We start from the raw sequence: 15309 nt of genomic DNA, 5'->3' as shown, positions 1-15309 counted from the left end.
ACGATGAGAAAGATTACAACCGTCGCTGCCCTTCTGGCGTGCGTCGCATCTGCGCCGCTTGCCGCCAAGGAAGGCATGTTCACGCCGCAGCAGCTGCCAGAGATCGCCGACGATCTTCGCGCTACTGGCCTCGAACTCGATCCCGAAGCGCTGAGCGATCTGACTGGCTTCCCGATGGGCGCCATCGTCTCGCTTGGCGGCTGCTCGGCCAGCTTCGTTTCGCCTGAGGGCCTGGTGGTCACCAATCACCACTGCGCCCGCGGCTCGGTGCAGTACAACTCGACGGCGGAAAACAACTATCTGGAAAACGGCTTCCTCGCGAAGACAAAAAGTGCGGAAGTGCCCGCCGCTCCGGGCTCGCGCATCTATGTCACCACCGCTTTGACCGATGTGACCGACCGTGTCCGCGCAGGCACCGATGCCCTGTCGCCGACCGACCGTTATGACACGGTCGAGCAGCGGCTGAAGGACATCACCGCCGAATGCGAGGAGAAGGCCGGTTATCGTTGCCAGGTCGCCAGCTTCTACGGCGGCGCGGAATATACGCTGATCGAGCGCCTCGAAGTGCGCGATGTGCGGCTGGTCTACGCCCCGGCGGACTCGGTCGGCAAATATGGCGGTGACATCGATAACTGGATGTGGCCGCGCCACACGGGGGATTTCTCTTTCTACCGCGCCTATGTCGCGCCCGACGGTTCGGCTGCCGATTATGCCGAAGAGAACGTGCCTTACCAGCCGGAGCATCATCTGAAGGTCAGCGCGTCCGGTCTCGACAAGGGCGACTTCGTGATGGTTGCGGGTTACCCCGGATCGACCAGCCGTTATGCTCTGTTGGCTGAAGTTGAGAACACCTTCGGTTGGAACTACCCCACCTTCCAGACGCTGCTGACCGAATGGATCGGTACGATCGAGGATGCTGCACCGGCCGGCTCGGATGCCCGCGTGAAGTATGAAAGCCGCCTTGCGGGCCTCAACAATTACGAAAAGAACCTGCGCGGCCAGATCGATGGCGCTCGCCGTGTCGGCCTCGTCGACCGTCGCCGTGCGCGCGAAGCGGAACTGGCCCGGTGGATTGCCGCCGATCCTTCCCGCGCCAATTACGGCACGGCGATCGCGCAGCTGAATGCCCTTGAGGAGGAAAGCGCACAGGCTGCGCGGACCAGCTTCTGGTACGGCAATGCCACCCGTCCGCAATTGCTGGGCGCAGCGCAGCGGCTCTACCGTCTCTCGAAAGAACGGGAGAAGCCGAATGCGCAGCGCGAATCCGGCTATCAGGATCGCGATCTGACTTTCTTCCGCCAAGGCTTGCAGGCGCTTGACCGGCGCTACGATCCGGTGGTGGACAAGGCTGAGTGGCTGCTGTTCCTGAACGGCTACATCCAGCAGCCTACGGCCGAACGTGTCCCTGCCTTCGACAAGGCGCTGGGTCTGACCCCGCAGACCACCGCAGCGGACCTGCCCGGCCTGCTCGACAGCTATTATACCGACACCACGCTGGGCGATACCGAAACGCGCCTTGCACTGATGGAAGCTGATCCGGCCACCTTCGAAGCCAGCGACGATCCGTTTATCGAACTCGCCGTGGCGCTTTACGATTATGATCGCGGCCTGGAAGATGCGGCGGAAGAACGTGCCGGTCGTTCGCTCGCGCTGCGGCCCGCCTATATGGATGCGATCACGCAGTGGCAGCGCTCGGAAGGTCAGCTGACCTATCCCGATGCCAATTCCACTCTGCGCATCACCTATGGCAATGTCATGGGCGGATCGCCCTTCGACGGGATGCAATATCTGCCGTTCACGACGCTGGAGGGCATCACCCAGAAGGATACCGGCGAAGAACCGTTCAATGCGCCGCAGCGCGAGCTCGATCTGATCGAAGCCAAGGATTACGGCAAATACGAGCTGGATTCGATCGATTCCGTCCCGGTCAACTTCATGTCCGATCTGGACGTGACGGGCGGCAACAGCGGTTCGGCCACTCTCAACGCCAAGGGCCAGCTGGTCGGCCTGTTGTTCGATGGCACCTTCGAAAGCGTCAACTCGGACTGGGATTTCGATCCGCGCACCACACGCAGCATCCATGTCGATTCGCGCTACATGCTGTGGGTGATGGACAAGGTCGACGGGGCGCAGGCCCTGATCGAGGAAATGGATATCGTCGAGTAAGACACTCGGCGACCACGCAAACAAAAAGGGCCGCCGGAGCGATCCGGCGGCCCTTTCTTTTGTCTTTAAGACCTTAGCCCTGGCGTTCGCCGGTCAGGGCCATGTCGCCAAAAGCGCCGGCGTTGACGGTGCCGGTCATCTGGTCGCCATCGACGGTTGCTTTGCAGTTCAGCGTCATCGGCATGGGGACGGTCATGTCCATCGCCCAGGTCAGTTCGTTGCCGTTGATCTTGCCGTCCTTGACGTCCATCGAACCCATTCCGCCGGCCATCGAACCGGTGAAGGTGTTGCCATCGTCACCAGGGACCACAGTGAAGGTGCCCTTCTGGTCGCCCATCGGGCTTTTGACGACGGTGTCATAAGTTCCGGCTACGGACATGCATATTCTCCTTGATTAACAGTGCGGCTTAATCGCCGTAACTTACACTAGTGTCAATTAATGGTCCAGTTCCTGGACGGTGTAGGGCAGGCCCGTGCGTTCGAGCTGCGGCTCGACCACCTCGGCATCACCCACAACCACATAGACAATGTCTCCGTAGACGAAATTTTCCCGCGCAGCCTTTGCAAGCTCTTCTGCAGTCAGCGCACGATATTTGTCGGCAATGGTTTCGTAGTAATCGTCGGGACGATCGTATTTCACGATGTTGACCATGCCCGCGAGGACCGAGTTCGAGGTTTCGAACTGACCCGGAAGTTCGCGCACATTGCCGTTGATCGTCCGTTCGAGTTCGGCCGGTGTTACGCCATTGTCGCCCACGAAGCCGGTAATTTCCTTTTCGAGTTCAACGATGGAATCGCCCGTCCGGTCGGCCTGAACTTCGGCCTGAACGGCGTAAACCAACCGGTCGCGGTTGTACGTAACGCCGGAACGCGAGCCGTAGGACCAGCCTTTTGTCTCGCGAAGGTTCATGTTGATGCGCGACAGGAAGCTGCCACCCAAGACCTCGTTCGCGGCAATGAGCACGGTGTTGTCGTCGGTGCCACGCGTATCGAGAACGCGCGCTCCGAGGATCACGGATTGCGGCGAGTTCGGCCGGTTGAGGAGGACGATCCGCGCTTCGGGCGCAGGCACATCCACATCGTAGGTTTTTGCCGGAAGCGCTGTAGCTGGTGCCTTCCAGTCACCGAACGATGCCTCGAGCAGGCTCACGGTTTCCGCGAGGGTGGTATCACCCACCACGAAGACCTGAGCATTGTCGGGGCGGATCCAGCGCTGGTGCGCCGCATCGAGCTCAGCCGGTGTAAGACCTTCGACCACGGCAGCATCACCGAGCCCCGAACCTGGGATCCCGTAGGGGTGGGGACCGAAGACAAGCGGGGTCAATACCCGCTGGCCCGCGCTGCTGGGGTTCTTCATTTCGGCGCTGATCCGGTTGAGCTGCTGCGAGCGCACGCGCTCCAGATCATCCGCGCGGAAACCCGGATTGCGCACGAAATCCGCAAACAGGTCCAGCGAGGGGGCGAGGCGGGTGGAGAGCGAGGAGAGCTGGAAGCTCGTCTCGTCGAGATTGGCAAAGCCGTTGATGCTTGCGCCCAATCTTTCCTGCGCGATCGCAAGCTGCGTCGCATCGAGATCGTCCGTGCCTTCGTCCATTGCCGCGAGCATCAGCGACTGGGTACCCAGTTCATCGCGATCGTCAGCCGTGTAGCCGGCATCGAACACCATGCGGACGGTCACTTTCGGCACCGCATCCCGGCGTGCGAAATAGACTTCCATCCCGTTCGACAGCGTTGCGCGCTCGATATCGGGAAAATCCAAATCGGTCAGCTGGCCGACGGGTGGAAGCTGCGAACGGTCCTGCGCCTTGGTCATCCGCATGGCATCCGGATCGCAGAAGTCCGGGTTGCAGTAAAACTCGACCGGCGCGGCATTCAGCCCTTCGCCCGTCGTGTCGGCCACCACGGCTCCGCCGCGGTTTTCACCGCCCTCGGTACGCTCGCCCGGCTCCACAATCAGCGAGAAGCGGGGCTTGGTAAGCCACTTCTGGGTAACGGCACGCACTGACGCCGGTGTGGCATCGACCATGCTTTCAAGCTGGGTGCGATAGTGACCGGGATTGTCGTGATAAAGCTCGCCCTCGGCCAAGGTTACGGCTTTGCCGCCGAAGCCGCCGACCGATTCAAGTCCGCCGATCAGGCCGGAGACGATCGAGGTTTTCGACCGATCCAATTCGTCGGTCGTTGGCCCTTCGGTGATGAATTGCGCGATCTGCTGGTCGAGCGCAGCCTCGAGTGCGGCGCGTTCTACACCGGGCTTGAGGTCGGCCTGCACGATGAAGACGCCGGCGTCCTCGTTCGTCCATGCCCAGCTGGATACGGACACGGCGAGGCCCTGACCGCGGACCAGCGCGTTATCGAGCCGAGAACTGGCAAGGCCGCCGAGCGTGGTCTGTGCCAGCGCCAGCGGCACGGTGTCGGCAGAAGTCTCGCCGGGGATGGGCCACATGCGATAGATGCGGGTGGTGGAAACCTGATCCTTGATGATCTTCTGCTTGTCTGCGGCAAGTTGCGGCACCGTGATCGCCGGATCGACGACTTCATCGCCTCTGGGAATGGCGCCGAACCACTCGGTCACCTTTTCCTTGGCTGTGGCGAGATCGATATCCCCTGCCAGCACGAGGACGGCATTGTTCGGACCATAATGATCCTTGAACCAATCCTTCACATCGTCGAGCGATGCGTTGGTCAGGTCATCCATCGAACCGATGGTGGAGTGATAATAGGGATGGCCGCGCGGGAAGATGTTCTCGACCACTTCATAGCGCAGGAGGCCGAAGGGCTGGTTGTCGCCTCGGCGCTTTTCGTTCTGGACAACCCCGATCTGGTTATCGAGCTTTTCCTGCGTCACCGCGCCAAGAAGATAGCCCATGCGATCGCTTTCGAGCATGAGCACGCGGTCGAGTGCGGCCGTAGGGACGGTTTCGAAGTAGTTGGTACGGTCCGCATTAGTGGTGCCGTTGAAGCCGGTCGCACCGACCTGCTGGAGCGGCTCGAAGAAATCTCCATCCGCGTTTTCGGAACCGTTGAACATGAGATGTTCGAAGAGGTGGGCAAAGCCGGTCTTGCCAGCAGGCTCGTGCTTGGAGCCGACATCGTACCACACGGATACTGCCACCAGCGGGGCCTTGCGGTCGGTATGCACGACGGTGGTCAGTCCGTTGGGCAGCGTGAAGGTCTCGTAAGGGATTTGGACCTGGTCGACCAGCTGAGCCAGATCGTCGCCCTCCGCATCTGGTGCTGCCGCAACGGGGGCTGCTGCCATGTCTGTGTCCGCCACTGTCGCGCAGCCGCCGAGCGCCAGCGCGAGGACGCTCGTCATCATACTCAATCGTTTCATCTTGTTCTCCCTGTCGAGCCCGCGGCTACCGCCGCATATTTCCTGCTTAGTTCTGCCTGCAGATTTTCGAACGACTCAATGCCGCGCGACCCTAGGCAGCTAACGGCGGTGCGTCACTGTCTTTCGGGTAGCGGCATTGGCGATCACATCCTCGCGCCAGAAATGCACCGGCTTCAAGCGATGCTGGACGAACAGCGTAGCCTGATCGGCGTAATGCGGGGATTGAGGGCGTGTGGTCGCCGCGCCGTAGGGTTGGATCGAGCGAGATGTCACGCGTTCGCCCGGCATCCATTCAACCCATTGAATAAAGCTGTCTCCGTGACGAACGGCGAGTCGCCCGTCCTCTTCGACATCCCAGAGCGTGGATGCGCGCAGCGTGTCCGAGCCGCCGTCCAGCGGAAGATCGACATCCCCCTGGCGCAGCCGCAAAAGATCTCCCATCGGCGGGTCGATGCGGCCGAAGTGGGTTTGCAAATGGCCTACCGCCTTTGCCAGTTCGTCGCGCACTTCCGGACAATCGGTGTTCTGATAGCGGCACGACATGAACTCGCGGATCATGAGGAGGGCGAGGCTGTCAGCCCTGCCTATGTTATCCGCGGTAAAGTCCCAGTCGAGCAGCAGCCTGCGTGCAGCGTCGAGCTCGGGCTCGTCGGCCACGTCGAGACGCTCGAGAGCTGACCACAATTCGGCAATATATCCTTTGCGGGCATAGCCCGTGTCATACTTGATTTCTTCCAGCGTCTTGCGATCAAGTTGGTCTGCATCACTCATCAGCTGCCACGCCCTGCGCGAGCGATTGGTCTGCTTCAGTTCGACCCCCATTTCCGGTTCATAGGCATCAGCCGGCAGATCGCTGCCTGCGCCTGCGGCGGTGAAAGGCGTGTTGTTCGCATTGTAAAGCCAGCCCGAGGCCGGATTCACGTAACGCGGCAGGGCCGAATAATCGACGGGTCCCTTCCAAACGAGCGATGGGTCCGTTCCGTCGAGAATACCGCGCCAGTTGGGGCCTTTGGGGCGATCGGGAATAGCTGCGTTATAAACATATGCGATATTGCCTGCAGCGTCTCCGTAGATGAAATTGGTCGATGGGATGTCCATTCGCGCGAGGATTTCTTCCCATTCTGCCAGGCTTTTCGCCTTGTTGAGCCGGTAATACGCGTCAAGCTGTCCAAGGTTGTCCATGCCGCCATACCGGAATGCGAACGCGCCCTTCTCATTGATGATGACCGGACCATGGACGCTGCGATGTACCTCGCGGCTGATCGGCAGAACTATTGGTCCGAACCGGACAGGTAACGTAACGTCGCTTGTCTGCAGATCTCGCCACTCCTTTCCGAAGCGATAGCGTTCGCCCGTGTCGTCCAACTCGAGTTGATAAACGTCGACCATGTCGGGCGTGTTCACTGTATTGGTCCAGCCCAGAACCTCGTTATGGCCGAGAAAGGGGAAGGGCGATCCGGGGAAATTGGCTCCGGCATAGTGCCAGCCCTCCTCGCTCTCGACGACGAGCTCGTACCACGCCACGCCGCCGCGCCACGGCTGATGGCTATTGGAGACCAGGATCGTCGGACCGCCGGATTTTTCGGGAGCCACGGCGAAGGCGTTTGAGCCGTTATGTGCGCCTTCAGAGCCGAATGGAGAATAAGCGGTTTTCTGCGAACCGGGGAGCGTATCACCCGAGAGGCCATCGGAAATGGCATCGCGCGGAAAGCCGGGAATATCCGGACCGTATTCGCGGCGCAGATCATCGCCCGCGACGAGGGGTTCGATCACATTGTTGAGACCGAAGAAGAACGGCTGGCGAAGAGCGAAACCGGCAGCGACATCGAGACCGTTGACCGGAAAGAGATTGCTCAGCTTGATTTCGTCAGGATTTTGCTCGGCGTAATCGTTGAGGCCAGTGGCGTAGGCTTCGAAAAGGGCGCGCGTATCGGCGGGCATTTGCGGGTAATGCCGCTCCGCCGTGCCGCGGGCATCGAGGAGATGATAGACATAATCGACTGCGGCGCCATCCTGCCCGGCGATCGCTCCGTAGCGGCCACGAGCCATGGCGATGACATCCTGAAGCGTAGAAAAATCGTCTTCCGAATGCGCGATGGCCACGCCGTAAGCCACGTCGCGATCGCGCTTGCCATAAATGTGAGGCACGCCGAATTCGTCGCGAATGATCTCGGCGGAATAATCGGCTTCAGGAGGAGGCGCTTCGCCGCGTCCCGCCCAGAGCGGCTCCCAGGTTGCCAAGGCAATGAACGCCATTAGCAGCACCAGCGACAGCAAGGCACTGCCGCGCCAAAACCATTTTGCCATGAATTCGATCCTCTCCAGACGCAATGCCTAGCGAGCAGTGCAGGGTGAAGCAATGCTCTGGGCAAAACCCGGTGCGGGGCCTTCCGCGATCCGGATTCGGACCGCTAGCCGGGGGGCGTGACAACCCAGATCACCATTGGCCATGATTCTTCCGGCAAGCCGGTTGAGTTCGATGTCGAGGAACTTCTCGCCACCCGTCTGCTCGTCCAGGGCAATTCGGGCAGCGGGAAATCGCACCTTTTGCGGCGCCTGCTTGAAGAAAGCGCGGGGCTTGTTCAGCAGGTGGTGATCGATCCGGAGGGTGACTTTCCTTCGCTTGCCGAAGAGTTCGGCCATGTCGTGATCGATGGTTCGGCCTATTCGCCGGGTGAAATCGAGGCCTTGGCGCGCCGCATCCGCGAACACCGTGCAAGCGTGGTGCTCGATCTCGATCGCTTGGAAGTGGAACAGCAGATCCGCTGTTCGGCGCAGTTTCTGACTGCCCTGTTCGATGCGCCGCGAGAGCATTGGTATCCGGCGCTGGTCGTGGTCGATGAAGCGCAGATGTTCGCACCGGCGGTGGCTGGCGAGATCGCGGAGGATACGCGGCGCATGACGCTCTCGGCCATGACCAACCTCATGTGCCGGGGTCGCAAGCGCGGCTTGGCCGGTATCGTTGCGACCCAGCGTCTCGCAAAGCTGGCCAAGAACGTTGCCGCCGAGGCGTCGAACTTCCTCATGGGCCGGACTTTTCTCGACATCGATATGGTGCGCGCCGCCGATCTGCTTGGCATGGATCGCAGGCAGGCCGAACGGATACGCGAACTGGAACGTGGGCATTTCCTGGCTCTCGGCCCGGCAATAACGCGGCTGCCCTTGTCGGTGAAGATCGGTCCGGTGAAGACCGGCAACATGGCGCGCAGCGAAGGTCTGATGGCTCTGCCCGACACCGCTCCCGAAGACATGGCGGATCTGCTCACGCGTGATCTTGCGGCAGATGTTGCCAAGGCACCGCCGCCGCCCGCGCCGCCACCTGCCCCGCGGATGGACGAGATAGAAACAACCATTGCCCATGCCGAGGAACGGCAGATTGACGCGCCGGCGCAGCCTGCCGATACTTCTGCCGTTGCCCAGCGGATCGATGAAATCATTCATGAGTTGGCGGGCGAGGAAGGAATTGCGTTCCAGTCCGCGAGTGCACAATTCCAGACGTTCCTTACCCGATGCCGCCGTGAACGGCTGATCGGTCCCATGCCCGATATGTACGGCTTCCGCCGCAGGTTTGCAGTTGCGGGAGCCGGACTGACAGATCTCGGTGACGCCATGCAGTCGCGGATCATGGACCTCGCCCGTTCGGTGGACGACGATTTGCTCGGTCCTTTTCTGGTCATCGCCAAGGCGGCCCATGCCGGGGAAACGCAGGTAGACGAAGCCGAGCTGGCACGGGCCTATGGCACCAGTTCACCGGGGCGCATCAGGCGGCTGCTCGAACATCTCGAACGGCAAGGTCTCATCGTCGTGCGTGAGGATTTCGGCGGGGGGCGAACCGTGATGGTGCCCGGTCTCAAAGGCATTTCGGCCGAATAAATTTCTCCTTGCCTCTCGCGCTGAGCGGGCACACCCCTATATCCGAATAACACACCTCGCAAAATTCTTCGCGGGGTCTTGTGTTGCATATCCGCAACACCATATTCGAGCGGCAATTCTCGCAAGAGGAGTTTTACATGAATCTCGAAAAGTTCACCGATCGCGCCAAAGGCTTTCTTCAGGCGGCGCAGACCGTGGCCATCCGCAATAGCCATCAGCGCATTTCGCCTTCGCATCTGCTCAAAGCGCTGCTCGATGACGATCAGGGCATGGCGGCTCAGCTGATCCAGCGTGCGGGCGGTAATCCCGGCGTGGCGATCACCGAAATCGACAATGCGCTGGCCAAGGTGCCTGCGGTATCGGGTGGCGGCGCGCAGCAGACGCCGGGCTTAGACAATGACGCCGTGCGGGTTCTCGATCTATCGGAACAGCTGGCTGAAAAGGCTGGCGACAGTTTCGTGCCGGTTCAACGCATACTGCAGGCCCTGTCGGTTAGCGCCACGGATGCCGGCAAGGCGCTGACTGCCGCGGGCATCGACGCAAAGGCGCTCGAAGAGGCAATCCAGGAAGTGACCAAAGGGCGAGCCGCGCACAGTGCCGGAGCCGAGGAAGCCTATGACGCGATGAAGAAATATGCCCGCGATCTGACGCAGGCGGCGCGCGACGGCAAGCTCGACCCCGTTATCGGGCGTGACGAGGAAATCCGCCGTACTGTGCAGATCCTCGCTCGCCGGACCAAGAACAACCCCGCGCTTATCGGCGAACCAGGAACCGGCAAGACCGCTATCGCCGAAGGCTTGGCGCTGCGCATCGCTAACGGCGACGTGCCCGACAGCCTAAAGGGCCGCACGCTCATGGCGCTCGACATGGGCGCCCTGATCGCGGGCGCGAAATATCGTGGAGAGTTCGAGGAACGGCTCAAATCCGTGCTCGACGAGGTGAAGGGCGCCGAGGGCCAGATCATCCTGTTCATCGACGAGATGCACACGCTGATTGGTGCAGGGGCTTCCGAGGGCAGCATGGATGCGGGCAATTTGCTCAAACCTGCGCTCAGCCGGGGCGAGCTGCATTGCATCGGCGCGACGACTCTCGATGAATACCAGAAATATGTCGAGAAGGACCCGGCGCTGCAGCGGCGCTTCCAGCCCGTCTATATCGCCGAGCCGAGTGTAGAGGACACGATCAGCATCCTGCGCGGCATCAAGGACAAATATGAGCTGCATCACGGCGTGCGCATTACCGATGGCGCGATCGTTGCCTCCGCGCAGCTATCAAACCGTTACATCCAGAATCGCTTCCTGCCAGACAAAGCGATCGACCTGATGGACGAAGCGGCTTCGCGCATCCGTATGGAGGTGGAGTCTAAGCCCGAGGAGATCGAGGGTCTCGACCGCCGCATCATCCAGCTGCGGATCGAGGAACAGGCGCTGCAGAAGGAAACCGACGAGGCATCGAAGGATCGTCTCGCTACCCTGCGCAAGGAACTGTCCGAGCTCGAACAGCAGAGTTCCGAGTTGACCACCCGCTGGCAGAACGAACGCGACAAGATTCACGCCGAAGCGCGGGTCAAAGAAGAGCTCGACCAGGCAAGGATCGAGCTGGAACAAGCACAGCGTGGCGGCGACCTGCAAAAGGCAGGAGAGCTTCAATACGGCAAAATACCCGAGCTTGAACGCAAGCTGGAAGAAGCCAGCGGCCAGACCGACAATGCCTTGCTGAAGGAAGAAGTTGCCGAAGATGATATCGCCGGCGTGGTTTCACGCTGGACGGGCATTCCGGTGGACAAGATGATGGAGGGCGAGCGCGAGAAGCTGCTCGAAATGGAGAACATCCTCGCCAAGCGAGTGATCGGGCAGAGCCAGGCGATCGATGCGGTATCCAAGGCAGTGCGCCGTGCGCGTGCCGGCCTCCAGGATCCGGGGCGCCCGCTGGGCAGCTTCCTGTTCCTCGGCCCGACCGGCGTCGGCAAGACCGAGCTCACCAAGGCCCTCGCCATGTTCCTGTTCGATGACGATCAGGCGATGGTGCGCATCGACATGAGCGAATTCATGGAGAAGCACGCGGTCGCCCGCCTGATCGGCGCGCCTCCGGGCTATGTCGGATATGAAGAAGGCGGCGTGCTCACAGAGGCCGTGCGGCGCAGGCCCTATCAGGTCGTGCTGTTCGACGAGGTCGAAAAGGCGCACCCTGACGTCTTCAACGTACTGCTTCAGGTGCTTGACGACGGACGTCTGACGGACGGGCAGGGCAGGGTGGTCGACTTCAGCAATACGCTGATCATCCTCACTTCGAACCTCGGTAGCCAGTATCTGGCCAATATGGACGACGACCAGAAGGTCGAGGATGTCGAGCCGCAAGTGATGGATGTTGTCCGGGGCCATTTCCGCCCCGAGTTCCTCAATCGTCTGGACGAAATCATCCTGTTCCACCGCTTAGCACAAGAGCACATGGCCCCGATCGTAGATATCCAGGTGGCGCGGGTGCAGAAGCTGCTCAAGGATCGCAAGATCGAGCTGGACCTAACCGAAGCTGCGAAAAAATGGCTTGGCCGAGTGGGCTATGATCCAGTCTATGGCGCACGGCCGCTAAAGCGTGCAGTGCAGCGTTATGTGCAGGATCCGCTTGCCGACATGATCTTGTCAGGAAAAGTGCCGGACGGTTCGACGGTTAACATCGACGAGGGGGATGGGGCGCTGGAGATGCAGGTGACGTAGGAGCGCTACTTAAATAGCAATTAAAAAAGGGCCCCCGTTTCCGGAGGCCCTTTCTTTTTGTCGCTTTTGACAATTAGAAGTCGAAAGCAACATTCGCGAAGAAGGTACGACCCGCGTAATCATAACCAGAATACAAGGGCACGTTGCCAATGCTGCTGAAGCCAACATTCGAGATGCGCGGCGGCCGGGTATTAAGAAGATTGCGAACACCAAAGGTAAATTCGTAATCATCAAAGCCCACTTGAACCGAAGCGCTGTGCAGGAAGTAGTCCTCTACTTCCAGTAGATAACTATCCTTGTAGGACTGCACGAGATCTTCGTCGATTTCACCAGTTGCATTGTCGAATGCGAAATAATCGTAGGTCTTTTCACGATCGCCATCTGTCCAATCGACGCCATAGCGAAGAACAATATTATCCCAAGCGTAGGTGGCATCGAAGTTCCCGACCCAATCAGGCGATGTTACGATACCGTTTGCATCTTCCAAGAACTCTTCAGGGAATAGACGCGAAGACTGTTCGGTGTACTTCGTCACATTCGCGTTAAAGACAAAGCGTCCAGGTCCAACTTCGCTAGCGAAACGGCCGTTGAACTCCCAGCCTTTCACAATGTCTTCAGACAGATTTACGTAGCTGCTGGTGACCTCAAGCTGATCGTTATCATTGCGATCTACGAAGCGGCAAAAGCCTTCGTTCGGGTCGAAGTTGGTGTCACTATAGCAACGATTGAGGATCGTTGCCCCAGCCAAATCGGATACTCCATTTTCAACCTTAATGTCGAAATAGTCCAGAGCGAGCGAAAGTGTACCTATTGACTGCGGCAGTGGCGGCCGCACAACAGCCCCCACCGACCAGTTGGTCGACGTTTCGGCTTCGAGACCCGTTTCAGCACCACCTCGACGGAGCACGGTCACACTGCTGTTTTGTGTGAAAGTAGTTACGTCGATACCGATACTTGCGCAGTTTGCCGCGATGGTTTGATCGGTAGGGTTATAATCCGACACGGCATCTGGGAAGTTGTCAGCATCGCAGGGGTCGCTGCCTGCACTTGCAAAACCGCTCGTCGCACCGAGGAACTGTTCAGCCAGCGCTGGAGCGCGATAGGACGTGCCGTAACTGCCTCGGATACCGAAACCGCGGAAGAATTCCCATTCGCCCGCAACCTTGTACGTTACGTCGCTGCCGTAGGAATCGTAATCGGTGTAGCGTACCGATCCGTTGACCGAAAGATTTTCGAAGAATGGTCGATCCGAAACGAGGGGTACGTAAATTTCGCCGAAGACCTCCTTCACCGAATCGGAGCCAACGGTTGGTGTCGCTGCGGTAAGGCCGTAGAGATTACCGCTGACCGAGTTTTCATCAGGCTGATCATTGATCCGCTGTTTCCGATACTCCGCACCTAGCGCAAGCTGAACGTCGCCGCCTGGAAGGGCAAAGAGCGGGCCATCAACTGCAGCTGCGAGGGTAGTTTCGCGGAACTCAGTTGTTCCGACGATATCGGCGAGGATATAGTCGCGGAATTCCTGGGGCAAGTCGCCACCAACCGAAGCTGCGTTGAGCATAGGCGCCGGAACACACTCGGGATTGGATGCCTCGCTCACACAACTAAAGCTGCCATCGTCATTCTGAACGACATTAAGCGAATTGGCCAAGCGATTGGTGAGGAAAGATTGACTCTCCTCGGTGCCATCGTTCCAAGATTTTCCTACATACAGGTCATAGCGCCAGTCGGAAGGTAGATCCCCGCGGATCCCGCCACCTGCACGAACATAGTCAACGGTCTGAGCAGAATCAGTAAGACCGAAGCCAATGAAAGAGCGGGCCGCAACGATCTGGCCGCTCGATGTCGAATTAGGATTCAGGAAGTAACCATTGCGCAATTGTTCGGGCAAAAGCGGGCTTCCTTGCAGATAGTCCAAGGAAAGCTGACGGTACAATTTCGCTTCTGATTTGCGGCGCGTGGCCAGCAATTCGCCGTATACCTCAGCGTTGCCGAGGATGTCGAGATCGTACGAGCCGGCAAGGAACCCTGTATAAACTTCCCTCGGCGTGATCAGATACTCTTCTTCTTGGGCGGGATCGAAGGTATCGCGACTATAGTAATCGACACCGAGAAAACCTGGGAACGGGCCACTGGTCACTCCAGGAGCGGGGATAAAGCGGCTAAACGTCCCAGTACCACCCAGGCGACTCTGAGCCGGCACACCAACAAGAGCGGTGCCAGCGTCGTTTACAACCGTGTATCCAACAGTATTGATCGTTACCCCGCCACCATCAAGGGTGAAGCAAGTGCTGCCATCAAACCCAGGGGTGTCGCCAGAACCAAATTCACTGCCTTCGCCGTCAAGGTACCCGCCGACCGTACAGTCGAACCAAGGATTATCATTCCGCGCATAACCTTCCCGCTTGGAATATTCGAGCGATCCAACCAAATTGAACCGGTCGGCCTCAATGCCAAAGGTCGCAGCAGCGCGATAGGAAGTACCTGCACCAACTTCCGGTACATTGGTTTGAAATTCGAGGTTAAGCCCTTCAAGCTTATCGTCGGTGATGATGTTCACAACGCCTGCGACTGCATCCGAACCATAAACTGACGAAGCACCAGCTTTTAGCACCTCAATACGTTCTACGATTGCTGTCGGAAGAACGTTTAGGTCGGCCGCGAGAAGTGAGCCGCGCGTACCGCCTGGCGCCAGGCGGCGGCCATTGAGGAGAACAAGCGTCCGAGCAGGGCCAAGGCCACGCAAACCGAGCGTATTCGCGCCGGTGCCGCCGTCGGTGACAAACCCAGCGTAATAGTTGTTGATCTGGCTAGCGCCTGCGGTAACCGCGTTGCTCTGCAGCGCGTCAGTCGAAGAAGCAAAGCCACCCTGCGTAATTTCATCAGCGGTGATGACGGTAATCGGTTCGATCGTCGAAAATTCGTCACGGCGAATGCGCGAACCGGTTACGACGATAGCCCCGGTATCAGCAGCAGAGGTATCTGCATTCGAAAGGGTCGCCTCGCTATCACAAACACCATCTTGATTTTCGTCAGGGCAATCCGGCGGGGTGGTACCAATATCTTGAGCGTAGACAGGCGCGCCGAATGCTAAAGCAACCATTGCAGAGCCGGCCAGAAGCACTGCCCTTCCATGGAACTGCGAGAAAGTATTTCTCATTTATTTTCCCCAAGAATAATTTTCGTTTCATCAAATCAGAAACATCTAATATGCGCCAT

Annotated in this window: 7 protein-coding genes; 3 read left to right on the top strand and 4 right to left on the bottom strand. The window is 59.3% G+C overall.

Translation table 11 applies throughout. From position 1 onward, the window contains the following. Positions 1 to 3 precede the first annotated feature (3 nt). The gene (locus ACI2I1_RS03030; protein ID WP_404677853.1) at positions 4 to 2166 is read left to right on the top strand and encodes a S46 family peptidase; all 2163 of its coding nucleotides are present in this window, start codon (positions 4 to 6) and stop codon (positions 2164 to 2166) included. 73 nt (positions 2167 to 2239) lie between these two features. Here ACI2I1_RS03030 and ACI2I1_RS03025 read toward each other — a convergent pair whose 3' ends face one another. The 3 genes from ACI2I1_RS03025 to ACI2I1_RS03015 form a co-directional block, all read right to left on the bottom strand. Continuing rightward, the gene (locus ACI2I1_RS03025) at positions 2240 to 2545 is read right to left on the bottom strand and encodes a hypothetical protein (protein WP_404677852.1); all 306 of its coding nucleotides are present in this window, start codon (positions 2543 to 2545) and stop codon (positions 2240 to 2242) included. Between the two features lie 57 nt (positions 2546 to 2602). Then, a complete protein-coding gene (locus ACI2I1_RS03020) occupies positions 2603 to 5503 on the bottom strand; it encodes a M16 family metallopeptidase (protein ID WP_404677851.1) in 2901 nt (966 codons plus the stop codon). A 99-nt stretch (positions 5504 to 5602) separates the two neighbouring features. After that, positions 5603 to 7810, bottom strand: a complete 2208-nt coding sequence (locus ACI2I1_RS03015) for a penicillin acylase family protein (protein WP_404677850.1) — start codon at positions 7808 to 7810, stop codon at positions 5603 to 5605. A 117-nt stretch (positions 7811 to 7927) separates the two neighbouring features. Here ACI2I1_RS03015 and ACI2I1_RS03010 point away from each other — a divergent pair, with 117 nt between their 5' ends. Both ACI2I1_RS03010 and clpB read left to right on the top strand, forming a co-directional pair. Then, positions 7928 to 9376, top strand: coding sequence for an ATP-binding protein (locus tag ACI2I1_RS03010; protein ID WP_404677849.1), 1449 nt, complete (start codon positions 7928 to 7930; stop codon positions 9374 to 9376). A gap of 137 nt (positions 9377 to 9513) precedes the next feature. After that, positions 9514 to 12090, top strand: coding sequence for an ATP-dependent chaperone ClpB (clpB, locus tag ACI2I1_RS03005; RefSeq protein WP_404677848.1), 2577 nt, complete (start codon positions 9514 to 9516; stop codon positions 12088 to 12090). A gap of 73 nt (positions 12091 to 12163) precedes the next feature. Here the strand turns inward: clpB and ACI2I1_RS03000 are convergent, their stop codons facing one another. Then, entirely contained in the window at positions 12164 to 15250 is a 3087-nt protein-coding gene (locus ACI2I1_RS03000) for a TonB-dependent receptor domain-containing protein (RefSeq protein ID WP_404677847.1), read from the bottom strand. Positions 15251 to 15309 lie beyond the last annotated feature (59 nt).

This window comes from Qipengyuania sp. NPDC077563 (genome assembly GCF_044901345.1).
Classification (GTDB): Bacteria; Pseudomonadota; Alphaproteobacteria; order Sphingomonadales; family Sphingomonadaceae; genus Qipengyuania; species Qipengyuania aestuarii.
Note: the sequence above shows the minus strand (reverse complement) of the source record. Positions and strands in the feature narration are given on the sequence as shown.

Bases quoted from the DNA above. Each gene is read 5' to 3' on its own strand.
- ACI2I1_RS03030 (WP_404677853.1), top strand. From the start codon at position 4: ATGAGAAAGATTACAACCGTCGCTGCCCTTCTGGCGTGCGTCGCATCT.
- ACI2I1_RS03025 (WP_404677852.1), bottom strand. From the start codon at position 2,545: ATGTCCGTAGCCGGAACTTATGACACCGTCGTCAAAAGCCCGATGGGC.
- ACI2I1_RS03020 (WP_404677851.1), bottom strand. From the start codon at position 5,503: ATGAAACGATTGAGTATGATGACGAGCGTCCTCGCGCTGGCGCTCGGC.
- ACI2I1_RS03015 (WP_404677850.1), bottom strand. From the start codon at position 7,810: ATGGCAAAATGGTTTTGGCGCGGCAGTGCCTTGCTGTCGCTGGTGCTG.
- clpB (WP_404677848.1), top strand. From the start codon at position 9,514: ATGAATCTCGAAAAGTTCACCGATCGCGCCAAAGGCTTTCTTCAGGCG.
- ACI2I1_RS03000 (WP_404677847.1), bottom strand. From the start codon at position 15,250: ATGAGAAATACTTTCTCGCAGTTCCATGGAAGGGCAGTGCTTCTGGCC.